Source organism: Mariniphaga anaerophila (genome assembly GCF_900129025.1).
Lineage (GTDB): Bacteria > Bacteroidota > Bacteroidia > Bacteroidales > Prolixibacteraceae > Mariniphaga > Mariniphaga anaerophila.
On sequence record NZ_FQUM01000004.1, the window covers coordinates 141,284 to 165,075 of the forward strand.

At 43.4% G+C, this 23,792-nt stretch carries 15 protein-coding genes; 2 read left to right on the forward strand and 13 right to left on the reverse strand.

Going from position 1 to position 23,792, the window contains the following annotated elements:
- Positions 1 to 75: 75 nt before the first annotated feature.
- Positions 76 to 1,344 carry a hypothetical protein gene (locus BUB08_RS09180; protein ID WP_073001068.1) on the forward strand — a complete coding sequence of 423 codons (1,269 nt, stop codon included), beginning with the start codon at positions 76 to 78 and terminating at the stop codon, positions 1,342 to 1,344.
- Here BUB08_RS09180 and BUB08_RS09185 read toward each other — a convergent pair.
- The 7 genes from BUB08_RS09185 to BUB08_RS09215 form a co-directional block, all read right to left on the reverse strand.
- Complete coding sequence (locus tag BUB08_RS09185) at positions 1,341 to 1,694, reverse strand: lipocalin-like domain-containing protein (RefSeq protein WP_073001070.1); 354 nt, start codon at positions 1,692 to 1,694, stop codon at positions 1,341 to 1,343. The two genes, BUB08_RS09180 and BUB08_RS09185, sit on opposite strands and share 4 nt — an antisense overlap.
- Positions 1,695 to 1,795: 101 nt before the next feature.
- A complete protein-coding gene (locus BUB08_RS09190; RefSeq protein ID WP_083570673.1) occupies positions 1,796 to 2,782 on the reverse strand; it encodes an alpha/beta hydrolase in 987 nt (328 codons plus the stop codon).
- Positions 2,783 to 2,923: 141 nt separating this feature from the next.
- The gene (locus BUB08_RS09195) at positions 2,924 to 4,480 is read right to left on the reverse strand and encodes a neutral/alkaline non-lysosomal ceramidase N-terminal domain-containing protein (RefSeq protein ID WP_073001072.1); all 1,557 of its coding nucleotides are present in this window, start codon (positions 4,478 to 4,480) and stop codon (positions 2,924 to 2,926) included.
- An 88-nt stretch (positions 4,481 to 4,568) separates the two neighbouring features.
- A complete protein-coding gene (locus BUB08_RS09200) occupies positions 4,569 to 6,683 on the reverse strand; it encodes an exo-alpha-sialidase (RefSeq protein WP_073001074.1) in 2,115 nt (704 codons plus the stop codon).
- Between the two features lie 25 nt (positions 6,684 to 6,708).
- Positions 6,709 to 7,794, reverse strand: coding sequence for a sialidase family protein (locus BUB08_RS09205; RefSeq protein ID WP_073001077.1), 1,086 nt, complete (start codon positions 7,792 to 7,794; stop codon positions 6,709 to 6,711).
- 127 nt (positions 7,795 to 7,921) lie between these two features.
- Positions 7,922 to 9,409: a sodium:solute symporter family protein gene (locus BUB08_RS09210; protein ID WP_073001079.1), complete on the reverse strand. Its 1,488-nt coding sequence runs from the start codon at positions 9,407 to 9,409 to the stop codon at positions 7,922 to 7,924.
- Between the two features lie 18 nt (positions 9,410 to 9,427).
- On the reverse strand, positions 9,428 to 10,351 hold the full coding sequence (locus BUB08_RS09215) for a dihydrodipicolinate synthase family protein (protein WP_073001081.1): 924 nt from the start codon (positions 10,349 to 10,351) through the stop codon (positions 9,428 to 9,430).
- Between the two features lie 179 nt (positions 10,352 to 10,530).
- Between BUB08_RS09215 and BUB08_RS09220 the strand changes: the two genes are divergently transcribed.
- On the forward strand, positions 10,531 to 11,385 hold the full coding sequence (locus BUB08_RS09220) for an AraC family transcriptional regulator (protein WP_073001083.1): 855 nt from the start codon (positions 10,531 to 10,533) through the stop codon (positions 11,383 to 11,385).
- A gap of 14 nt (positions 11,386 to 11,399) precedes the next feature.
- On the opposite strand, the gene BUB08_RS09225 is transcribed toward BUB08_RS09220, so the two are convergent.
- The 6 genes from BUB08_RS09225 to BUB08_RS09250 form a co-directional block, all read right to left on the reverse strand.
- Complete coding sequence (locus BUB08_RS09225; RefSeq protein ID WP_073001085.1) at positions 11,400 to 12,494, reverse strand: PHP domain-containing protein; 1,095 nt, start codon at positions 12,492 to 12,494, stop codon at positions 11,400 to 11,402.
- 111 nt (positions 12,495 to 12,605) lie between these two features.
- A complete protein-coding gene (locus BUB08_RS09230) occupies positions 12,606 to 14,378 on the reverse strand; it encodes a purple acid phosphatase family protein (RefSeq protein ID WP_073001087.1) in 1,773 nt (590 codons plus the stop codon).
- Positions 14,379 to 14,452: 74 nt separating this feature from the next.
- A complete protein-coding gene (locus BUB08_RS09235; RefSeq protein ID WP_073001089.1) occupies positions 14,453 to 16,669 on the reverse strand; it encodes a hypothetical protein in 2,217 nt (738 codons plus the stop codon).
- A 17-nt stretch (positions 16,670 to 16,686) separates the two neighbouring features.
- Entirely contained in the window at positions 16,687 to 18,225 is a 1,539-nt protein-coding gene (locus BUB08_RS09240; RefSeq protein ID WP_073001091.1) for a calcineurin-like phosphoesterase C-terminal domain-containing protein, read from the reverse strand.
- A 75-nt stretch (positions 18,226 to 18,300) separates the two neighbouring features.
- A complete protein-coding gene (locus tag BUB08_RS09245) occupies positions 18,301 to 20,031 on the reverse strand; it encodes a SusD/RagB family nutrient-binding outer membrane lipoprotein (RefSeq protein WP_073001093.1) in 1,731 nt (576 codons plus the stop codon).
- 35 nt (positions 20,032 to 20,066) lie between these two features.
- Entirely contained in the window at positions 20,067 to 23,531 is a 3,465-nt protein-coding gene (locus BUB08_RS09250) for a SusC/RagA family TonB-linked outer membrane protein (RefSeq protein ID WP_073001095.1), read from the reverse strand.
- Positions 23,532 to 23,792: the final 261 nt, after the last annotated feature.

Genomic DNA, 23,792 nt, shown 5'->3' on the forward strand with positions numbered 1-23,792 from the left:
TCACCAATACCAACAAATAAACACCAGTTTATTCTTCAATTTTGAATTAAAAATACTCGAAACGAATCCGACAAAATGAAATCAACAGCTATTTTGATTTTTCTCTTTTGCGTTCTCCCCTTTTCGGTAGTGCATGCACAAACGTTTAAAGTGGGGGCAGCAATGCGGGTAATTACTCCCAAAGAACTACTTCCCATATCAGGAGGAATGGGAGCGCCGGAACTCCCCACCGGAAAACAGGGCGACTTGTTTGTGCGCGCACTGGTTCTTGAAAACGAAGAAACCCGCACAGCCATAGTTAGTATCGACAACCTTGGCTGGCCGGCAGTTTTAGGGGAGCGTTCGCGAAAGCTTGTTCCGCACATTCCGCCTGAAAATATTCTTATTGGTGTTACACATACCCACAGCGCGCCAGATGCCTACGCTTTTTCAGATGAAAACGGGAATACCGGAGCCGACCTGGATTATCTCGACTGGTGTGTTATTCAGATTGCCGACGCCATAAACGAGGCATTCAGCAAACTGGAACCGGCGGCTATAAAAACTGCTGTAGGAAAAGCCAACGGGAAAATTGCCTACAACTATTACGCGCCTCAATTATACGACCCGCGGTGTGGCGTAATTCAGGCCATAGCAACTTCGGGAGAAGAGAAAGGAAAAGTTATAGCAACGCTGGTAAACTATGCCATTCATCCCGAAATTTTGGGAACGAAACAAAAACTCATCAGCCCGGATTTATGTGGCCCGTTGTACGACAGAATTGAATCGAAAGCAGGTGGAATTGCCCTGTTTCTGAACAGCGCACAAGGAGGAATGGTAACCGCAGATAACCGTTTGGAAGGCGGCAGGGAAGCCAACAACTGGGACGAATGTATCCGCATTGCGCACCTGCTGGCCGACGAAGCCCTGCGGATTATCGAACCGGCTCCCGTTCAAAATAATCCTGAACTCAAATGCTTGTCAAAAACCGTTGAGTTTCCCATCGAATCAAATGAGATGAAAACAGCATTTAAAAATTCACCTCTCTTGAAAGTATCCGCCCGCGATGCTGAATTCAATGTGGTTTCGGCACAACTGAACCTGTTAACGATTGGAACGGCTCAAGCGCTGACTATTCCGGGTGAAGCGCTTCCCAATATTGGGTTCTTCCTGAAACGGAAAATGGCCACCGAACAGCCTTTTCTTTTCGGCCTCACCAACGATGCGCTCGGATACATTCTGACCAAAGAAGATTTTAACAGCTTTGAACGATACCGCTACATCAGCAGAACATCGTTGGGCGAAATGACCGGAGAAATACTAGTGCGGGAAGCGATGCAGATGATTAAAAATCAGTCCGATTAATTTTCCTCTTCCGGCCGGGTATAAACAAAGGCATGATTTCCCCTTTGCAGAACGAGGGTATCCTTTTGCATTTTCGCAATGAAAAGTGTATCCGAAAAAGAAATGGTCTGCCCATTTCCGATGCTCAGCCCGTCCAGAATAATTTTCCCTTCATCCATTTTCCAGCTGTTGTATTGCAGCGTCCTCATGTTTATGGAAGATGCTGTTCCGTCGGCTTCGAAATGAATTCCCTGCACATTACCCGGCTGGCCGGGGACTGGTTCCACCCAACTTCCCAATATATCTTTATCGCTTTTTGCGCAACCTCCCAAAAACAAAAGGAGAATTGCAGTGGTTACAATCCGATTCATAAATTCAATTTTATTTGTCGGTCAAAATTAGGTAACCGTTGAATATTCCGGCGACAATTTTGTCGCAAACCTTCACAATTCAACCTAAAATAACACTGCTATTACTTCAGGTATTCTTCAAAAAAAGTTTCCATTTTTTCTTGCGCAAACTCATTTACGCGTTGAGCAATATCCATGGAATGTGGCCACAAAGGCACCCTATAGTATTTGCAGGGGACACCCAGTTTATCCAAACGATTTTTTAACGAGTCCGACTGGCTAATCGGAACCAACTTATCAGAAGTTCCATGTAAAATCAGGGTTGGAGGGATTGAATTCTTCAGATAGACAGCAGGCGAAGCTTCCCGGTACAACTCCGGCTTTTCTTCAAAAGAGTGCCCGATAAATCCGGTAACCAACGACTGATTTCTGCCATACTCTGTGGTTAAATCAACCGGCCCGTAAATATCAACCACGGCTTTTACCCGATGCCCGGCGCTGTTGGTCGTTTTATAGCCGGTAGCATCTCCCCAGCCGTAACCTGCCAACATGGCCAAATGTGCTCCGGCCGAACCGCCAATCAACGCAATCCGGTCAGAATCATAACCATATTTTTCACCGTTGCGAAACAGCCAGTCAACAGCATCCGTCACATCCTCAACTGCTGCCGGATAAATACTGTCTTTTTTCAACCGATACGAAACAGTTGCCGTTATGTATCCCTTTTGGGCAAAGCTCGCCAAATACACAAGATAGTCTGAGCGTTTGCCGCTTTTCCATCCGCCTCCATGAATAAATACCAACAAAGGCAATGGCTCGTGTACATTTTTCGGGCGATAAAAATCCATCTGCAACGTTTTCCCGTTTACATTTTTGTATTCAACGTCTTTTATCTCTTCGACGTTTTCCGGAATTTCAGGCTCGAGATCGGCCAGTTTTTCAAGCCCGACACCAACTGCCATGTAAGATAAAATTTCAGAGTGGTAACCTACCGGAGGTTTTTCCGGGAAAAGAAATCCGATAATACGGGGAGTAATCATCGCCAAACAAAAAAGCAGAAAAACCAGAAGCAGGCCTTTCAGTATGCGTTTGAAAATTTTAGACCTCATTTGTAAGTATTTATTGTTGTACAAATTCGCCTTTTTCGTCAACTCATTTTATTGCTGCAACAAACTGGCTCCCTGACACGAAATTCACAATTATCAAGACGAAGGAGCCTGGGACACGCTCTTTCCAAAAGCACCCCTGAATTATTCGCCCAATTCTTTCAGCATCTCCATCAGATTCGAATGTAAAACCGGTGCGGTTTCCGGCCCCGGAGAATTTTCTTCGCCATACGGAGAGCTGTCTCTGCCGTATGTAAATGGCGCTTTTACATCCCACTGGCTTTTGGGAACGATGTAGCCAATTTCGTCGTTGGCCAAACCAATTACAAATTTGTATTTACCGGGCATCATTTCTCTTACCGGAGGAACTTCAACCGGTTCAATGCCGAAATCATTTCCCTCGGGCGCTTCTACTCCTCCATTTACAATTTCAGGATAAATTTCACCGGGAATAGTCACCAGGGAGATCGGCCCAATTTTCAAAACAGCCAGTTCTGTCCTCATTTTCATCCATCCCCACGTGCCACGGTTTAAAATTCCAATAGCAGTGGCCAATTTAAAAAGCTTATTTTTTATGGGAAGTTGCAGGGTACGCACAACCAGCGATATTCCCGCAGTTTCGATAACCTCAGCCGGTTTTTCCATGGCATCCAGCGCCAGCAGCGAAAGCTGATTTCCCTGTGCCGCAGCTTTTTCAAAAGAAGGTTCCAACAACTCCTCTCCGGTAAACGGATCGGTTATCGGGTGGCTTCGGTGCGTACACATCAAACCGCCCACGGCACCGTTGGCAAAAACAGCCACTCCGCCAATACCCTGTTTAACCAGGCTGTCTCCGTTAGACACTCCCTTCTCCACACCTTCCCTAAAAAAATGGGGGAAATCGGAAGAAACCAACAGGTTCCCGCTCCACAGCGTTTCAGGATGGTTTCCCCACGACAATAAACTGCCAAGTGTTGCACCGCTCTCTTTATCCACTGCTTTGATAAACCGCAGCCCGGAATCAAACACTTCCGGTTTACGGGTATCTTTTACCTGTGAAGCAGCGCCGGTTAAATCCTGCGAAATTTCCAGTTGCGCGGGCCGAAGATTTTCAACGGCCGTTACAACAGATTTCACGGTCTGCTCTTTTACAAACTGCATGTATTCGGGAGCAACACCGCTCCGAAGCGGGCTTTTCCCCCACATTCCCATCAAATCTGGGCCTTCGTGAGTATGGGTTGAGGCAACAATAGTATAGGTCAGGCCCAAATCAGCGGGCAGCATTTTTCTTACATCTACCACATCATCGTGCATAAAACCAATCACATCGAGAACAACAATGGCAACACGTGTTTTTCCATCATCCATAACCATTGTCCGTGCCCAGGTATCGTCGTGTACACCGTTTGCAGGTTTGTTATTGCTAAACCCGGCAATCCATACCGGGTCAAACTTTCCGTTGTTGTTGCCATCGGTAAACGAATCGCCATCTTTCGGTTTGTATTTGCCATCGTTATTTTTGTCCTCCCAGCGGTCGGGTACTTCCGGAGTTATTGCAACCGCCGCAAAACCCGCGTTCAATTCCGAAGAAGAATTATTGAGGATTTTCAGGTCGGCATTATATCCCGGATGCCTGTCTTTCATATTTGAAGAACACCAGAACGAAATGCCCACAAGTGCTAAAATCAAAATTCCGCCAAATATTTTCAGACCCTTTTTCATGAAATATTCGTTTTTGGTTACAATTCGGGAGAACTAAAAAAATCCTTAAGAACATGCAACTTTGCATTTCAAACTTACAAAAGCCTTTTTACTTTTTATTGAAACGCTCCATTATTTCGCGCCAGGTTGTAATAATTATGCCATTGTCTTTAAAAAACCGAATAACCTCTTCATCGGCAAACATTTGTGCTTCCCAAGCCCGTTGTTGCCACGAACCTGTAATGGTTTTCATATTTTCGGTTTCTACCGACGGGTGAAAAATAATTTCGGTAAGCCCGTTGTCCAGGCTATTTACCAATTGGAAAAAATTCGCTTTCACCTCGTCGTAGGTTTTTCCTTTTGGTACGCTTCCAAAATTATCGAGCCGGGGAAGAGTATAATTCCCCAAAATACTGATAACCTCCTCGTTTACAGGATAACCTGCCGCGCTATAAAAAGCAGCAACTTTGGGATTGGACAAATCAATGGCGTTGGCCGGAATTTTATATTCTTCAGCAACTTTTAAAAACGCTTTCAGAAATTGTGGCGACCCGTAAAGCGTCCCCATGTGCGTGTCGATGTGAGTAGGATTATACCCAAGCGAAAGCATTTTTTCAATCTGCGCCCTCACCTCAAGTTCCACCTCTTCCGGCGAAGCATTCAAAACAACTTCCTGAACACTGCGCCACATTTTCCCTTCCGAATCCATCAACCCCGGAACTTTTTCGGCATCGGCAAGTGGCGCCCAACGCCAGTTTTTCCATTCGCTGGTAAGCGTAAGGTGAACCCCGATATCTCCTTTGGGCGTTTTTTTAGCCCACTCCACAAACTCATTGGCATTTGCGCACGGCATCATTACGGCCCCGGACAAAATATAATCGTTTTCGATGTAATACTTGCCAGCCTCGTTGGCTTCCCGGCACATTCCCAGGTCATCCATATGGAGCAGCAAAACCTTTTTCCCCTTTGGAAAGCCCAGCTTTTCAGCATTGTTTGCGGCAGTGTTGCCTCTCTTTACCCACTCTGGAGCAAAAGACACATGTTTTATAGAATTTCCTTCGGGCGTGTGCCAGGAGTATGTTACATGCACCTGCCCGTTTTCAGGCTGAATGGCAGTAGGATATGAAAAACCGCCTTTCCCTTTCGGAATATATTCCAGGTAACGGCTCCACTTCCAGGTAGCGCCTTCGTCATCCGACAGCGAAACTGCTAACCGGTGCCTTCCGTTATGCAAATCGTTGTTAACCATCAGCCACTCGCCACTTTCCAGCGCAATTGCTTCCACGCTGGCTCCGGGGTTGGGAATGTCTGTTTTTACTGAAGCAGTCCACGTATAACCATTGTCGGCCGAGCTGCTGAAAACAACACGCTGCGGAGCATCTCCGTTATCGCGCATATAAGCGACAACTGTACCGTCTTTTTTCTGAATAAGCGCAGGCTGAATATTTCCACGGCCTACAATTGGCAGGCTGGGTTTCCATGTGTTCCCGTCGTCGTCTGAAATGGCAACCAGCGAAACGTTATATCCGTCGGAATAAAGTGGCATCAGTATGCGTCCATTTTGCAAAATAATGGGCTGAATGCGGCCCATCCAACCAACTTCCCTTTTTACAGGATCCTTCCCTGCCTCCACAATCATTCGTTCGTACTGAGGTGCATACTCTGCCCAGGTCAGGCCGCGGGAGCCCATTTCACGAAACCCTTTTTCCAAAGCTTCCGGAAATTCGTTCCCCGGTTTTAACAGGATGATATCCTGCAAATCCCATTTAGGAGCCCCGTCGTTCAGATAATCTGTTGAAATTCGTGTTTTCAAAAGCGAAGTTTCCCAACGGTTTGCCACTACTACAATCCACGTAAGATGCAACCGGTTTTGGGCATCTAAAAAAAGAACCGGATTGCAATCAGGATTGTCGGGAGTATCGGCCATTACAAAAGGGTTGCTCCAGTCAGCAGTTCCTTTTTTTAACCGGGCGCCTTTAATCAATACATCGTTGGCAGTGCGCTCTCCCGAGCCTTCGAACCAGCATGCAAGCAAATCGCCGTTAGGCAATTCCACAACTGAACTGCTGTGTACATGTTTCTCCTGCAACGGAAAAATGTATTCCGCTTCAAAGTCAGTGCTCTTCTGTGCTTTGGATAAAAAGGGCGCTACAAAAAACACAAGTAAAAGCCCTATTACCAATCGATATTCCACAACTCTGTTTCCTCCAGCTCTATCAATCATAACAAAACTATTTTAATGAAACATTTTAAGCTCCCGGCCATTTTTCATCCTTTATGGGTCTCAATTCAAATTTTGAAGGATCAAGCACCACATGCTTAATTGTTTTTCTGTTCCAGGTGTACGTAATATGAATTTTTCCGTCTTTGGCCTGCATTACTGCCGGATAAGAATACTCACCGTCCGGGTCTGGATCATTTTCCAACAGCACAGCAGCCTCCCAGTTTATTCCGTCGTTTGAAACAGCCACGTTCAAAATATTGCGATCGCCCCAGTCGCTCGACGGGTCAATATGATTATAAACCAGAACATGACGTCCGTCTTTTAAGGTAACGGCATCCGTTCCGGAGTTGGGATTCGGCAAATCAATGGGCTCCAGCTTGCTCCACGTACGTCCGTTATCGTCTGACCAGGCAGACAATATTTTCTTATTGCGGCTGCGACAAAGTATCTGCAATTTTCCACCCGGATGTTTCAGAATACTGGGCTGAATGGCAGATAATTCTTTCCCATCGTTTATTGGTTCGGTACGTTCCCATGTTTTCCCGCGGTCTGACGTAAACTCCATATGCACCTGCCAGCCGTTGTGTTCGGTACTGGTTGGGCAAATCAACTCGCCGTTGGATAATAATTCCGGCTTATTTTTTATGGGGCCGTAAATTTCTTCGGGCAACCTCATCCTCCGCGACCATGTTTTTCCATTGTCAGGAGAAATAAGCAGCTGGCCCCACCAGTCCCTGGGATTCGGGCCATCTTTATAAAAAAGGAACAATTCATCTCCGTAATCAAACAACACGGGATTCCAGGTCGGATACCGCAATTTTGAATGCTGCACGCCGTCGGCCACTTCAACCGGTGCTGTCCAGTTTCCATTCACAAAACGGCTAACCCAAATTCCTACGTCAGGGTTCTTTTCATGTGTCCCGCCAAACCAGGCAGCAACCAACCCGTCTTTGGTTTCAGCAATAGTAGATGCATGACAACTCGGGAACGAAACATTCTCCGGTTTGTAAATCAATTCTTCTTTAACCACAGCCTTCTGCCCTTTAAAAGGGGTGTCGGCAAACAAATAAACAGAAGAGATAAAAAATAGTACAGTCAGTATAGTTTTCATAGCATTCTTTTTATTGGTGAATATTTCAAAATTAAGATTTTTATGTTTTTACAGCAATTGTCATCTTCTATGTGAACAAATAGATTTTAAGCAAATTACAAGCACAAGGCAAACGCCTTAATGAAAATTATTTTTTCCTGAAAAAGAATTTCATACTTACAAATCCCAAAAGGAAAATAACCAAGGTACCTATTACAATAGTAAGGTTACTGTGGAAAGGGCTACGGAAAGCCAGCAGGTTTTCGCTGTTAAAATAAAGCGGGCTGAGGCTCATCCAAATAATTACCAGTGCACCGACAATAACCCCAACAATGGCGTCGATGCGACGAACTTTTCGCGAAAGGAAAGCCAGCAAAAACAGCCCCAGCATTCCTCCGCTAAATATGGAAGCCAGCGACCACCAGGCATCCAGAACGCTTTCTACTCCAACAAGCGAAAGTGCAATCAGTACTCCCAGAAAACCAATAACCATCGACGAAATGTACAATACAGACATTGACGATTTTTCGCTGGCATTTTTGTTTATGTAACGCTGGTAATAATCGGTTAAAATGATGGTTGCCGTACTATTCAGGCTGGTAGAAACAGTACTCATGCCCGCTGCAAAAATAGCGGCAATCAGCAAACCGGTAATTCCGGTGGGCAGTCCATTTACAATGAAATACGGAAAAACTTTATCACCCATTCCGGGCTGTGTCAGCTCAGCAGGCAACAACTCGGGCCGGGCTGTGTAATACGAATAAAGCGCGGTGCCGATGTAGAAAAAGATTACTGAAACCGGGACATACAGCAGTGAGCCAAATAACGCCGACGATTTTGCCTGTTTGTCGGAACTGGTGGCCATGTACCTCTGCACAAAGTTCTGGTCGATGCCGTAATTTTGCAGATTGATAAACAGCCCGTAAATAAGAATTACCCAGAATGTAGATTCGGAAAGGCTGGAGCCGAAACTCCCCAGACTGAATTTATTATTGGCAGCTGCAATCTCAAAAACCTGCGAAGGCCCTTCTGGCATCGAAAAAGTGATAACAAGTGCCGAAACAATGGCACCCGCAATAAGCACAATTCCCTGAATGGCATCGGTCCAAACCACGGCCTGAATGCCGCCCAGCATCGAATATAGAGTAACCGCAATTCCGGTAACAATAATAATGGTTTTGATATTAAAACCGAACAGCGCATTTATGGGCAGAGCCAGTAAAAGCAAAATGGCTCCTGTGCGCATAAGCTGGGTTAAAAGGTAACAGGCAGAGGCGTACACCCGGGCCCAGGTACCAAAACGCATTTCCAGATAATTATAGGCCGAAATACTTCCTATCCCGCGGTACAGCGGCACGAAAAACTTCACAGCCAGTATGGCAGCAACAGGAATGGAAAAACTGAAAACCAGCGCATTCCAGTTGGTGGAGTACGCATTTCCGGGAAGTGCCAAAAAGCTGATACTGCTGACAAAAGTGGCGAAAATAGACATCCCCACTACCCAGGCAGGCAGGTTTCCGCCGCCTGAAGTAAACTGTCCGGCAGTTTTATTTTTAAAAAAGAAACTGGCACCAAAAAGAACATTCCCGAAAGTAATCAGGATAAAAACAATAAGGTCTAAAGTAGGTAGCTGCATATTAATAGATTATTTGATTCAGAAAAAAGCGGCTTTCCCCATCATCTCTTTTATCTCCTCCACATAATTTGCCATGGCTTGGTGGTCGGCACCTTCAAACTGCCTCAACGGATGTGCTACGTAATCGTTGCATATTCCGAGGGCGCCCAACGCGCATTTGGTGCCAACAGTATACCGGGAGGTAAATGTACCAACATTATAAATGGTATTGTATATTTTCATTACAATCCGGCGCAGAAATTCAATTTTTGCGTAGTCTTTATCCAATGACGCCTGGTAAAAATCCACAAAAAGACGCGGAAAAATATTAGCGCCCCCTGCCACAGCACCGTGTCCTCCCTGCAAAATTGTTTCGGGCAGAAAAATTTCAGTACCGGTAAGTACCGAAAATTCAGGCGAATCTTTGTACGCATCAATTAACGACAACAGGTATAACATATCGCCCGAGCTGTCTTTTATTCCCAGCGCACCCAGTTCTTTTGCACAATCCACGGTTTCTTTTGTAAAATGAATTTTGGTGTGCGAAGGCATATTGTAAAGCATAAACGGCAAAGGCAGCCTTGGAACAAGGTCCTCCAGATAGCGCTGCATTTCAACTTGCGCAATTGGAAAATAATAAGGAGCAGCAATAACAACCATGTCAGCGCCAACCTCTTTACAAAACTCCGCCATCTCCACTGATCGCTCAAAAGAAGTATCGGTAATTCCTACCATAACCGGCACCCTTTTATTCACTATCAAACACGCTTTCTCTACCAATTGGCGGCGTACTCTATAACGCAAACTGGTTGCTTCTCCGGTTGTGCCCAGTAAAAAAATCCCGTGCACACCTCCGTCTACTATATGGTTGAGCAGGTTATTTAAGCCCTGTTCATCCAACTCATCGTCGTTTACCAGCGGGGTTACTACTGGTGGTATTATCCCCCTAATAGGAAGTTCCATATTACTTAAATATTGAAGTTTTTTAATTACTACACAGTTTTACATTGAATTTACTACATACAAAAAAACAGCAATAAGGGATAAAATGCTTGTTGAAAATTGTGTTTTTCACATTAAATTTTGACCAGTTTTTAAGCAAAATCAATTATATTTACACTTTAAGGTTAAAATAAAACAACATGAGGTTTGTTTACGAAAAGATAGATGTATCGCACAAGCATTCATTTATTACCCGCCGGTTAAAGATGGATCCAAACTCAGACAAAATTCATTCGCACAAAAATTTTGAGCTGAATTACATTACATCCGGTGCCGGGCGCAGAATTGTTGGCAACCATATTTCGAGCTACACAAAAGGCGACCTTGTTTTGCTTGCCCCAAATGTTTCGCACTGCTGGGAAGTTTTAGAACCCGGGCAGGACACGCACGGAGAATGTGTAGTAACGCACTTCTACGAAAACATTATCGCCTCCGACTTTTTCAATATTCCCGAACTCGCCGAAGTGGTCAATCTTTTAAAGGAAGCCGGAAGCGGAATCCTGTTTAAAGGTTCAAAAACAAAAAGAGTGGCCGAATCATTAAAAAAGATGGTTACCATGACTGGGCTTGAACGGTACATTGAATTGTTGAAAGTTTTCAGCCTGCTGCTTCAGATTGAAAACCGCGAATACCTGGCGTTGCCATCGTCGCTGCCCAACACTTATGCAAAAGACCGCGAGCAAATCGACAAAATTTACGAATATGTTTTTCAGAACGTTCAAAACGGCATAAACCTGAACAACGCTGCAAAACTCGTTTGCATGGAGCCCAGCTCGTTTTGCCGTTACTTTAAAAAGAAAACCAGCCAAACTTTTATGGATTACGTAAAAAGTGTGCGAATTGGAATTGCCGCCCGCCTGCTGGCCGAAACCGATAAACAGATTACCCAGATTTGCTACGAATGCGGATATAACAACCTGGCCAATTTCAACCATTATTTTAAAGTAGTGATGAAAAAAACGCCCTCCGAATATCGAAAGGCGTTTCAACAATAAGTGGACTATTTTTTCTACCGAATTCCAAACGGCTGAGTTCCCATAATAACTTCACCCGGGCCAAAAATTTCGGCACGGACATATTTTTCAATTTCGGGATTTTCTTTTAGCGAAAACTGATTTCCGCGATGAACCACTTCTCCTCCCGAAATCCAACGGACAGAATCTTGTCCGGTAACATTTATATCAATCAATCCTTTTCGGTTATTTACTGTAATCGCTGCAATCTCCGGCAGTTTTGCGCCATTGTGCCCCGAGGGTGAATACACATAATAACTCACCCCCTCCTGCATTCCTTTACGCACCCAGGTTTCGTTAAGTTCAGGAAGCAGAAAAACATTCCAGTTTCGGCCCAGTGTACTGCTGTGGTGCATGTCGTCGTTTGAATAGGCCCACACCTGCCTGTCGGGCATGGTGCGCGAAAGAATGGCATCGTACAACTCGCGGTCGTTGGGATAACGATCGCCCTGATTATAAATTTCCACGCCAATAAGGTGGTCGTACTTTTTCAACAGGTTCACATACCAATCTACCGAGTAATGATCGGGGTCACGCGCGGTGTACCGCCCCGGATGGTTAAACATTACCAGTCCGTTTTTTGCCGCAGTGGCATCCAGCGATTCTTCTTCAGTTTCTGTTCCGTTGTGGTCTGAAAAGTAACTGCCCATGTGATGATGACGCGAAAGTTCGTTACCCTGAATAGCCAGCATTCCCAGCTCTTTGGGGTCGCGATTTTCGTAAACGATTTGGTCTTCCTCAAGGCGGCCTTCTTCCAGACGCTCGTATGCTCCCGAACTGGCTTCCAATTCAGAAAAGCCGGTCCACGGATAAGTCACCTCGTTGTGATCGGTAACGGCAAGAATTTCATATCCCAAATCGTGATATTTATCCACAACGGTTTGCGGATTCATGCGACCGTCGCTGCGGGTAGTGTGTGTATGAAAATTGGCTTCAAAGCGTTGGTGGTTATTCCAGTCTACATTGGCATAGGGATTTTGAATGTCCCATTTTGGCTGGCAGGAAAAAACAAAAAAAGACATTATTGCCACTAACGAAAACCACTGAAGACCGGAAGTAATTTTTTTCAAAGCAGTTAATTTCAATTTCATATTTTTTGATATTTAGTTTTTATTCAAAACTATCAATATTTTAACATTACCACAAATTCAAACCAGGCACAATTCAATATAATTCAATCTTTTGAGAATACTTTTAAACAGCTATTCTTTATGAATGGTGAACTGGTCAATTACTTCGCCATCCATGTTTACCGACTGGTAAAAAAGCTTTTCCCCATCAATATTTATATGCTGATACAACCAGCTATTTTGCTCCCGCATCGCAGCATAAGGTTCGTCAGTTATTTCCTGATTACGCCCCGGAATTCCCAGCGAAACGATGTAGGCTGTCCCGTCGTTGTATGAATCCACAACACGGCCGCCTTTCAACGGTTTAGAACGCATGTAATAATGAATGTGCCCGTTGAAAACCATATCCACGTGGTATTTATCGAAAACCGGCAACCACGCTTCCTGAATATCAAGATAAGGCTCTTCCCAATTGTATGGAGGAAAATGGAACACCGCAATTTTCCACGTAGCCGAAGTTTGTGCCAATTGACTTTCAATCCACCCGGTTTGTGCATCTAACGAAGAGGTGGCATCGAGCATTAAAAACAGCGTGTTTTTATAAACAAACGAGTAGGTCTGCTCCTGCGGAACACCCTCCGGCCCGTTGGTTGGATAACTAAACATATCGCGGTACATTTTTGAGCCAAGCCCCAAACGGTTATCGTGATTTCCGGGTACGTTCATCAACGGTTTCCGGCAAATTACATCTTTAGAAAACCCAAACAGTTCGTCCCACTGATTGCGATAAAGCCCGTCGTTAACCAAATCTCCGGCAATCATATAAAATGCAGCTTCGGGATGAGCCACTTCGGCTTTTTGGTGCAAATCGCCAAACTCCTTTCTATTATGCACATCGCCAAACCAAACAAAAGAAAACGCATCATCATTTTCAGGCGTTGAAAACGTGCAGGCCTGAGCCCAGTCATTTTCCGGAGCAATCAAATATTCGTAATTACTGCCGGGGGACAGGTTTCGCAGTTTGGCTGTAAACCGATGCACAAACCGGTCATTCATCAGTTCCCGATCTTCCATCACAAACTTTTCTGCCTTTACCTGCTGAACATCGTTACTCCCCACAAGCCTGAATTTCACTTCTCCGGATTCTACAGTTGTATTTGTTCGCCACTGAACATCAACGCCGGAAGCAGGATCCGAACTCCAGGTCAGCATCACCTGGTCGGGCTGAGCAGAAGAAGGAAAAATAGTTTTCCGAAAAGCACCAACCAGATGCGATTCCTTTCCGCGCCCACGAATCGTATTCAACAGTTTTTGCCCTTTCATCTCTTCCGGGACATTAAACAGAACCAGTTCGGTCCAGTCGCGGTAGGTAAACGCGCCGTCATCCAAAACACTCACAGGTTGGTTTTCCGGAATAAAATTGGAAAGCACTAAATTGTCGCTTTTGTTTTGCGGTGCTACTGATACAAAGTAATGGTATGCAAAATTCTCGAGCCCGTTTATTCCCAGCTCAACAGTACCTTTATCAAACTTTTTCTGCCACACTTCGTAGGTATGAAATTCGTTTTGCATGGTCATTTTTGTTTTCTCGAAACCACTGGATTCGAGCCAAAATGGCATTGTTTTCTGTCCTTCGCTTCGCATTATCGAAACCACTGCCGGCACGTTTACGTCGAACACCCAGTGGCGGGTAGCAAGCACGTTCAAATCTGACTCATTGAAAAACGACAGCGCTTTTTGCCGGTCGATAAACTCAAGCTCTGCTTCGCTCATTGTAGCGTACAAAGAAGTAATCACGCCATCCATAACCTGCGCAACAGTTTTTGTTTTGGTGCTCTCCTGTTTTGGCGAACATGCACCCAACAAAAAGAAAAGTAAAAAGAAGTTCAAGACCCTGTTATTCATGTGTATTTTTTTTGTGCCGATTACGCAAACTTTTCTCGATGATTCTGTCTGCGTAATCGGCAATCTATTTTTTTCTATTCAATTACTTCCAGATAACGACCCAGCCAATATGGAAGCAGCCAGATATCTCCGGCGCTGTTTTCCGAACGGCCGTCGCTTCCGCCATCCAATCCAAAGCGATTTGCATTGTGCCTTCTGATTGGCAATTCATCCGGAGGTAAAACTTCTTCTACACTCTGTTTTCTGAAATTTTCCGGGATTAACTGAACGTCCTTCCGATGACTGTTTTTCACAGTCCAGTTAATAAGATCCATGGGATATTCCTGCAAATACCAAACAGCTTCGTCCAAATCGAAATCATCAGTTACCATTCCTGTAAACAGATTCCACAACCCGTCTTTTTCCGGCCTTTCATATTCCCAGTGGTCGATAATACTCTCTTTGAACATCGCTTTCAGCGAATCGTTAAGCGCATACCGGTACAATCCCCAATAACCGAGAAAATACATTTCATCATCGGAATGATTCCATGCGGAAGAAAGCATCTTCGCCCAGTCATCGGCTCCTTCGGGCGCTGTTCCCACAATCTCCATGGGGCGCATCAGGTTCTCGAGGTAACCGTGTTTGTACATCAGCTCATACGCTTTTTCTTTGTAAACCTCTTTTCGCGTAAAATGATATGCCGTTTGCAACATGGCCACAATATTGGAACTGTTCAGTTTTCGGTCGCCCACCGAAACAGGAAAACCATTTACATACTCCGGATTCCAGCGCCCCCAGGTAGTCGGTTTGCCATCGTAATCAATCATGTAAAAATCATTGTCCACAATATGTTGCATCAGTTCGTCGAGCAGTCGAACAGCTTTTGTCCGAACCGGCTCCACATCAATTAACTCTGCAATTGCCCCAAACACAAACACATGACCAATGGCTTCGTCGCTGCTGGTGGTGGCTTTCCAGTCCCATTCAGGATCATCTGAGTGCTGCCAGCGATCCGGGTCGGAAAGAATTTCAATATACCCACTGCGCTCAAACGAACGGGAAGGAAATCCCGGCACCGGATTAATCGTGTAAAGCCGCTCCATGGCATCCAGCGATTCGATGCAGTTTTGAAGCGCCTCCTCCGATTTTGTAACCGCGTACCTGAACACCTGGCTGCCGAGGTACATTGAAGTCCACAATCCGTCGTTATCTGAATCGGCCAGAAACCCGGTTGAAAGATCTCCACTTTTCATCCCGTTTAACGTCGCGTTAAAACCATTGCGAATATGACGAAGACGCACCTGCTCTTCAAAATACATTGCTTTATTTAGGAGCGTAACTTCTTTAAAACAGATTTGCCCCAGCCCCTTTTGGGTTAGCACCAAAACCGAATTATCAGGACCACATGCAATATCAATCACCTGATTGCCGGGAAGCCAGCGCTGGCCGTAATAGTAATTAAATTTGCCATCAACCCGCTGCATGAAAACTCCTTCAGGCGATCCAAACCAAACATTTCCGTTCACCTCTTTTACTATGGAAATATCGGGCACCGGCAAATTGCTGCGCATCTCACCAATCTGCGTTCCTGCGAGGTTGCTCAACTCGATATATCCGGCAGAAGTTCCAATAATGGATTTTGTGCCAAAAGCCACAACATCAAACGAAGTAAAGTCGCTGCCTTCGAAAACAGTTTGCAATTTCATTTCTTTGGAAGAAAAAGTTTGCAGTGAATTTGCTGTGAGAACCCAGAACTTTCCGGTTGACGCAGCATATTTCAGCTCGAGAACTGGCCCGGCTGCTTTACCTTTCCAAATCTGTTCGTCTCCTTTCAACAGTTTCAAATCTCTGCCCGCTGCCACCAAAAAGGTAAAATCTTCGCCTCCTGCAAATAACTTTGCATTAGAAAGTCCGTGTTTCAAAAAAGGAATTCCGGCCCAGGCATTGCTCAGCACGGCCTCCTCATCGAGGTAAACCAGTTGCTGTTTATACGATGCCAAATCAACAATATTTTTGTCAGCCAGCGGACGGTAAGTTCCGTCTTTCTCCAAGGTTCCCGGGTAAAGAAAAGCGCCGCTGTGTGGATGCAACAACCCTTTAGAAGAAAGCACCTGGATTTTTCCGTTGCGGTCGGCAGCAACTTTTTCCAGGGAAACACCCGGTTGGGTAAAATAGTATTTAATGCTATAATCCTGCAGGAAAGGAGCATCGTTATAAACAGGTTTCCCCTTGTCTCCGGCCATTGCATTCATATTAAAAACCAAAGAAAAAAGCAAAAAGGCAGTAGTTATAAAAAAGTATTTTTTCATGATTATTTTATTGAATATTAGTTTCTATTCACTGGGCGCACCCGAAATATCCGGTGGCTCGTCCACGTCTGGTTAAACATATCTGTTGTACGAACAGTAACGGTATGTGTTCCGCCCGACAGATTCTGCGGAAGCCTGCCCTCCCACATATGGGTTGACACGCTCGGAAAATCCATTTTATACCCCAAAATATCGTCAATGGTGTTTCCGTCGGTTTCGTAATCCAAAATCGGATTAAGCCGATGCATCCGCAAACACTCGGGATCGATGGTTTCTACCTGCTGCATGGGGACCCATTGGCCTTCGTTTCCGACACGCATTTCGACTGTTGATTGGCCGGAAGCTGCAAAAACATTCACCAACACAACAGTTGTATCCAGTTGGGTCTGTTTTAGTTCATCCGGCAGGTAAATATTCATCTGATAATCGGCGGGGCGCCGCGCAGCTTTAAACCGAACGCTGTAATTGTTTCCGTCAAACGTAACAACGGAATAACCATTTGGCGCGCCGTCGTTCATTGTTGCATGGGGAATTCCGGTTTCATCATTTAAGCCACACCACCAGCTTCCGCAAACTGTTGCATTAATTAAATGATGATGCGGCACTGCCCTCTTCCACCCCAGTTCTTCATCAATAAAAACATTTATTTGCTCGTGAACGTGGCCTGAAATGGAAAACGTATGTTCCCGGTTACGAAGAATTTCAAAAAGTTTATCGTTGTTCGCGGTACGCACCAATGGCGCGTGCATCATCAGCACTATCAGTTTATTTTCGGGAACGAAAGAGAGGTAATTTGCGATGAACTCAAGTTGCTCCGCGGTAAGGTGTGCATGGTATTTTCCGTCCGGGTTAAAAAATATATTGTTCAGCCCGATAAATGCCACTTGTCCGTGCTCAAATGCATACGTGCTTGGCCCAAAAAATTTCCGAAAAGTTTTATCCTTGTATTCATTTAGCTTTTCATCACGGTCGTGGTCGTGGTTGCCAAAAATATTATACCAAGGAATACCAATCTGTGCAATTCCTTTGCTTACTTCGTCCATCAACTCCGGTTCATCGGCAACAATATCGCCCAGCGAAACACCAAAAGTTGCATCAGTTGTACCAATTAATTCCTCCACAACATCATGAAAGATATAATTTACTTCCTTCTGTCCGCGAGCCTGCGTGTCGCCAAAAAACAATACAGAAAAGCGGTTATTTTCATCTGACGGATAAAGCGGAAAATTAATCTCCAGATTCTGAATTTGCTTTTCAGAGAAATAATGCTGTGGAATATTGTCTTCGTTTAACGGGACGGTATAACCGGCAGGTTTTATAACAAAAACTGACCGGGGACTCCCGGCAGGAAGATTCCAGTGTCCACCGGCATCCGTTTTCACGACGTCCTTTCCGTTGGAAACACAAATGCCGGCAATCCCTGATTCATCGTCATCCAGAATCCCGTTTTTGTTGACATCAAAAAAAACAGTTCCCCGAATAACTTCCCTTTCTTGAGAAAACAAAGCTGCCGGGAAAAGAAAAATGAGCAAAATAAAAAATTTTCTGAAGGCCATATCTGGTTTTCCTTTTTGAAAAAAGAGGACACGGATTGCCCATGTCCTCTTCAAAAAAATTCTTTCAACTGGTACTTAATCAAAAATCCACATTTTTGATGAAGGAAGATCTTTCCCTCCCAATAAGGAGACAGCTGCATTGTAATTTTCCCTGTTATTGCTTTCCTCGTCTAACGGATAAGTATAACGAAATGGATAAGTATACGGAGAATAAGACGGAGCTAAAGCGAAAACGAAATTAGGTTTTTGAGTTCTTCTTACTTCGGTAAAAGCCTCAGCGTGATTTGTCATTAATAATGACAACCATTTCTGCAATGCAATTTTATCAAGGTCAGCATCCGAACCATTGAGAGCAACCTCTGGTTTTGCATAATAAGCGTCAAAATCTTCCACAATCTCTTCTGTACCTTCATGAGTTTCGGGTTTAACGCCATTTGTAATATGCCATCTTTCAAAAGACAGCTTTATTCCCTGCTGATAATAATCTTCTACATTACCAGAAGAGATCCACCCATTATGCCTTGATTCCGCTAAAAGAAACATCATTTCACTTGCCTCCATCAGGACAGCCCTTAATCGATCATCATTTGTCTGAGCAATTAATCGCGAAAAACCTGTGATCCGGCGGTTGTCATAAAAGCCATTCGTACCTGGCAAAGCAGCTCCTCCATAAATATTCTGAACTGTAATTGGAGTTGGTGTTCCGAACCACTTTGCATCCAATTCGTAGGGAATATCAACTGTATTCCCGTTTAAATCCTTACCAGAGGCTACTAACCAACTAGGCTCAACTCGTGGGTCACTCACAGGATAATAAGTAATTCCATAAGAGAAGCCATTAATTAGAACATCTTCTGACACAGTATCCGTTTGGTTTGACAAAGGAGAAAGGGCCGGTGCAAAAATCACATACATACGCGGATCGTCTAGAGATACCATATTGTCAATTAAATACTTAGTTGGTTTCTGCTCCGTAAAGTCATTGCCTGTTCCCCACTTTGTTTGCAGATACCACGAATCTTTTGACTCTGTACCTTGAAAAACAATGGATGCATTATCCTCTATAGCAGACATATAGTCATGTCCATCTGCAATAGCCTGCATTTTAGAAGAAAGATTTACGCCTTCACTTTCAAATGCTTTAAAGGAATGAACCATTAAACGAAATTTCAGAGAATTAGCAAATTTCACCCATTTAGATTTATCTCCATTATAAAGAACATCGTGATCTGAAGGAAGTCCTTTACTTTCTGGATTAGATAAGATGTCAATCGCATTATCCAACATTGCAAACATCGATTCATAAATTTCTTTTTGCGAATCGAATTCCGGGAACAATTCACCTTCACGTCCCTGCACTGCTTGAGAAAAAGGAACATCTCCATATTTTTCAGTAAGGTAGGCACTAACAAAACACTTCAAAATGTCAGCTGCTGCAACCGTAGCCGTATTCCCCTCGTTTTCTGCCAGCTCTCTCATAGCAGCAAGTGTACGAAATTCATTTGTGTAAGGATTTGAATTCTCCATACCCCAACTACTCTGATAGCCTGAGTAATATCCGGTAATCTGATCTCCGCCATAGCAGTCCATAAAATAAAGAGCGGCCTGCCCATTTCTTTCATTTAACAACGCCTGCCCATAACTCTTAGATATATTAACAATGGCCGTGGTCAATTGATAACGTGAATATGTAAAATAATTAACATCAAACGATGTTTGCCTTTCATCGATTCGCAGTTCGTCTTGACACGAAAAACTTAGAACAACTATTAAGCAAGCGACAAAATATATTAATAACTTCTTCATAATCTTATAATTTTGAATTCCAATAAAATAATCTTTTAAAAATTCACTGCAACTCTTAATCCCATAGTACGAATTGGTGGCAATCCAAACTGTGAGACACCCATACCTGAAATACCATCTCTAAAGGCAGTTTCAGGATCTTCATTCATCCTGTTTTTAGCCCAAAACATTACATTTTTCGCAAACGCAGTAATGGTTATGTCTTGGCAATGCAACCTTTCAACAGCAGCTTTTTGAAATCTATAGCTAATATTAACTTCCTTAACCTTAAAATTAGTTGCATCCCATGTTCTAAACTGAGCTCCAGACCATAGTTCTTGTCCTTCCATATAGTATGGATGTGCATACATAGTGTACAAAGGATCTTCTCCGTTCAAAATGTAATAATCATCAGGCAGATTCAATTTTTCCTCCGGACTCATACCGGACAAGTCTCTATTAGGATCGATGAATACTGCATTCCAATACCCAAAATAACGTGGGTCGCCATTGTAATATTCCATATAACCAGAATAGGCATCCCTGTACTCTTCCCAACCTGCTCCGGGAAATATAGCGCCAGGGCTTGGCATGCTTTCCAATCCACCAGCAAAACGGCCTCCCGTCCAGTATTCATGATATTTATCTTTGTATATAGCTCCAATATCTGCCATTCCGTCATCAATCATAATTTTCTGAGTTTCAGAAATGAACACACCGCCCAACCTTAAGCTGGAAACAATGCCCAAGCTCCAATTTTTATATCTTAAATCAGTATTAATCCCTATAATCGCGTCCGGATTCATATTGCCAAGATAACCATTCGCCTTTATGTATTCGGTAGTACCTATTGACTCCTCAATTATACCCTCTATACCCATCAACATCATACCTTTATATTTCCCTGATTGTATACGTGCTATTGGATCAGAGGCATACAAGTCTCCAACCCTTGATCCTTTAAATAACGATAGTTTAGAAGAACCTTCGTAATCGTAGAATTTTTCAGCGAAACGATCATCCAGCTCATCAATTACTGATTTAAATGAGGTAACATTACCTGTCACACTCCACGTCCAGTCTTTGTTTCTCACAGGAACAACAGTTAATGAAGCTTCAATACCATCTGATTTTACCGACCCCATATTAGTTAGCACAGAATTAAATCCCGAAGATCCAACAACCGGAAGATTCTGGATCTGATTAATATGGTTTTTTGAGTATGCAGTAAATTCACCAAAAATTCGATTATCAAAGAAACCAAAATCAACTCCAATTTCTTTTGTGACGTTCAGTTCCGGTTCAATACTAGAATCAACGAGGCTTCCACCAACAGTTCCCATTGCTATTCCTCCCCATGTACTCCCTGAGATTCCATAACTATCTAAATTAACAGGATTGCCAATTCCGTAACCAGTCTCTGCATAACCTCCTCTTAGTTTTAAAAGGGTTACCCAATCTCCCATTTCCTTAAATGTTTCAGTAGCAATCCAGCTTAAAGAAGCACCCGGATAAAAATGATTATCTTTTTCGTGATCTAAAATACCAACCCAATCATTTCTCCCTGTCAATTCCAGGTATACCATATTCAACCAACCTAAAGATACAGTTCCATAAGCTCCATAATTTCGAGATGGATATCCTCTATTAAATGATGCAGCTTGTCGCACAGAAGCAGGGAGAGAACTGTAGCTAAAAGAGTTGGGCGTTGCTAACTCTTTACCATCAAAGCCCGAACTATTTCCTTCACTATAATTATATGATACACCCACTAACGCATCAACAGAAAGTTTATCATCTTTAAAATAATTACTATAAGCAAACATCGCATCATTTTTTATACCGAGACTATTTGAATGCCGTTGTTCATAACCTCCCTTTTCTGAACGTTCTGCCCCCCACGGAGTTTTGCGTTCAAAAGCAAAACTTTGATGGCTCAGACCTGAACGGATTGTAAAAGACAGGTTATTAGCAAGTTCCCAATCCATTTGTACTTTTCCAAAGACTACATCTTTTGCATAAGTACGAATTACTTCTTCTGCCGCGAAATAAGGGCCATTCTTACCAATTGCTTTATCAAAGCCTGCATCATTAACCCTGCTTAATCGGTCTTCCCCAGGATTCTTTAAGTAAGGTGTATTTTGATAAGTTCCATCCCAGTCAAACAACCAATTATTCGCTTGCTTCCATTCATCCATAGAAGGCATGTTTATTGGCATTGACATTGCATGCGCCAACGGATTATCCTCTCTTTTTCCGTATACATGAGATTGATTAGGAACAAATGTATGAGAATACGAAGCCTGAGAAGTTATTACAACTTTATCTGTCAAATTATATTCAGAGCTAAAAGACACATTATTACGAATTGTTTTATTAGAAGGGACAACAGAATTTGATGTTAAATTACCCAAATTCAACCTGTAATTTCCTTTGTCGTAATTTCCTGTAATTGCGACGTTGTTATCATACATTATTCCTGTTTCAAGAAAGGCGAGCAAAGGATTGTCGTCTCCTCGAATCTGAAGAACAGATTGCTCCCATTCCTGCGTCAAAATATTCCAACGCCAAACTGGTTCTGAATTATTTACATTATCATCGATAGCCCATCCTAATCCCTTCTTATCTTCAGTCAGTGGAGAACCATCTTCATCTCCTTGAAAGAATTGACGTTGTACAGGAGGAGCACTATATGCTTGGTCGAATGATATTGAACTGCTCACAGAAACTCCTATGCCCTTTTTCGCTCCACTCCCGCTTTTAGTCGTAATTAATATTACACCATTTCCGGCTTGAGAACCATAAAGTGCAGCGGCACTTGCACCCTTTAAAACAGAAACACTTTCAATATCGTTAGGATTTATTGAGGACATGTAATTCCCGACGTCAATTCCCCCCGTCGTGCCAACAGTATTTGTAGCAACAGGAACACCATCAACAACAATTAAAGGCTGAGTTTCATTATTAATATTACCGCTTTTACCTTTCATAATTCCGGCTAATGAAGTAGCACCACGAATATTAAACATAACAGATGAAGTAGGCGAAGAAGTAAGACTATTCATCTGAACTCCGGTTATTTTTCCCTCCAATGATTTAAGCGCATTTGACACACCTCCCGTTTCCAAGTTTTCACTGTTAACCGAAGATATATTATACCCAAGGGCTTTCTTTTCTTTTTTCATCCCCAAGGCAGTTACAACAATCTCATCAACACCGATTGTAGATGTTGACAATGTAATATCAACAATAGATTTTCCATCAACAGGCATTTCCCGAGTTTGCATGCCTACAAATGAGAAGACCAGGACAGACTGAGCATCCGGAACATTAAGACTATAGCGGCCATCCATATCAGTAATTGTGCCCTGTGCCGTTCCTTTTACCTGGATTGACACACCTGGCAATAATTCACCTGCGGCGTCCTTTACCGTTCCGCTTACCTGCACCTGCGCGTAAACATAGACGGATAAAAGGAGAAACGCCATCATAAACAAAACCTTAGATAATTTGTTTTTCATAAAGATTAGCTATTAAGTTTAACAACATAAATTAAATCTCTTAAACCATTCATTACAAATTTCCGAAACGCTAAACCGATAAACCACTACTATCTTATTCATTTCACATAGAATTTTAACCCACACACAAAGCTTATCGAATGCAGATTAACATAAATTGTTAATATTTTATTACAGCAAAATCAAAATACAATGAATAAATTAGAGTTTTAGCACCTGTCGCGCACAGGTTTTTCCTCTGCCAGCGTAACATACAGAAAA